The sequence below is a fragment of the Microcystis sp. LE19-10.1B genome (genome assembly GCF_027530565.1).
Classification (GTDB): Bacteria; Cyanobacteriota; Cyanobacteriia; order Cyanobacteriales; family Microcystaceae; genus Microcystis; species Microcystis aeruginosa.
This window is the reverse complement of sequence record NZ_JAPZQM010000490.1, coordinates 1-1747: the sequence shown is the minus strand read 5'-3', so window position 1 is coordinate 1747 and position 1747 is coordinate 1. Positions and strand designations below refer to the sequence as shown.

The following is a 1747-nucleotide window of genomic DNA, read 5'->3' as shown; positions in this document are numbered from 1 at the left end:
GATTCCCAAACCTCACGATTTAGGTTTCTGCTTCTTTCCCGAAGGATTTTTCGCACCTGCCTTAACAGATTTACTCTGTTCTGGTCTTATGGTCGCTCTACAGACTGACACCGCAAGCCCTGCGGCCAAAATATTTTTACTGGCGTTAATATCTCGGTCATGGTGCGTCCCACAGTCTGGACAATCCCACTCTCGAATATTTAACGGCATTTTTTCAGCAATATACCCGCAATTACTACATCTTTTAGAGCTAGGAAACCATCTATCTATTTCGATGTAATTTCTTCCATACCAACGGCATTTATAGGCTAATTGTCGGGTAATTTCTCCCCAACTAACGTCAGATATTGCCTGAGATAATTTCGGGTTTTTGACCATATTCTTGACGGCTAAGTTCTCAACCACAATCGTTTGGTTTTCACGGACTAATTGAGTGGTTAGCTTGTGTAAATGGTCTTTCCTGTTATCGGTGATTTGAGCGTGAATCCTGGCTACTTTGATTCTTGCCTTTTCTCGATTTTTTGACCCTTTCTGTTTTCTAGAAAGGTTTTTTTGGGCCTTTCGCAGTCTCCGATAATGCTTTTTAAAGTGCTTAGGATTAGATACTTTATCGCCATTGCTGGTAATTACTAGGCTACTAATTCCGGCTCTTCGGTTGGTGTTATGCAATGGACGGGGATTATAAGGGATGGAACCCTTATATAGAAAAGCATTTAGCGATTTTTGTCAATTGTTTTTGCTCTAGAGCGAACTAATCAATTAAATCTCTTGCCAGATAAGGATTTAGTCGATTTATGCCCCCATATCGAACCATACCAAGTCCCGAAGAGCCGATAAAATAAAGATGACATCCTACCAGAAGGATTGCCCATTGCTCTTAAATACCATCCAGGGATCAATATATTTTGTATTTCTCCTTGTAACCCCCACCAAATTTGTCCAAAGCCTAACACGGTTATAGGAACTGAACCAAAGTATATTATCCTTGCTAATTGTTCTAATGTACTCACTGAGTAAAGTAGTTGGCTGAGTCCAGCAAAAATAATGAAGTAAGGGAAAAAATTTATCAATCCAGAGATGGCAGAAACCCGATCAAAGGCAAAAAGGCTGGTCATTATTAATGAGCCACCTAAGATAGCAAATCCCCAATTAATATATTGAGAAATAATGACTCTATATTTTAATCTAAAAATTATTATAATCGCTGTACAAATAACTAACATTCCCCATAAGGGGTTGATAGGCAACAGCAAAAAACTAATTTGAGTTAAATACCAAGGAATGTTTAGCTTCAGATCGGGATGTTTTGTTAAAAACATAATGTGTCATCTATTACTTAAATAACTTCCATTGACTCAATATTTCAAGATGCTATCCTTAGAGTATATCAACTCATCATGGTGTTGCCATGGTGTTAAGCTTTTCGACGTTTAAGTTGATCGAGTAATCGATGTCAGCCAAAGGCTTCAAGCATCGACAATCTAAATTTAAATGCGTCTGAGCTTACTGCTGGAATATACACCGTTCGCCGTCCCCAAAACCTCCCCAACTATTTAACCCGCAGTCCTGGTTAAGCTTAAAAACTATGCAACATCTCAAAAACCGCTGAGAGGTAAGATGAAAGCCACGACAGCATCTCTGGCCTCTCAGCCTATCGCCTGTGGCTGTTAGGTAGTGTCTAGCTAGTGACCAACTTCCAGGCTGAGACTGTTCTGGGGAGCCGCCCGCGCTCTGATCAGAGCCGGCA

1 pseudogene is annotated in these 1747 nt (G+C 40.2%); it reads right to left on the bottom strand.

The features are described 5' to 3' along the window. Positions 1–12: 12 nt before the first annotated feature. Positions 13–645 (bottom strand): annotated as a pseudogene (locus O9332_RS17580) (RNA-guided endonuclease TnpB family protein); the annotation flags it as partial. Positions 646–1747: the final 1102 nt, after the last annotated feature.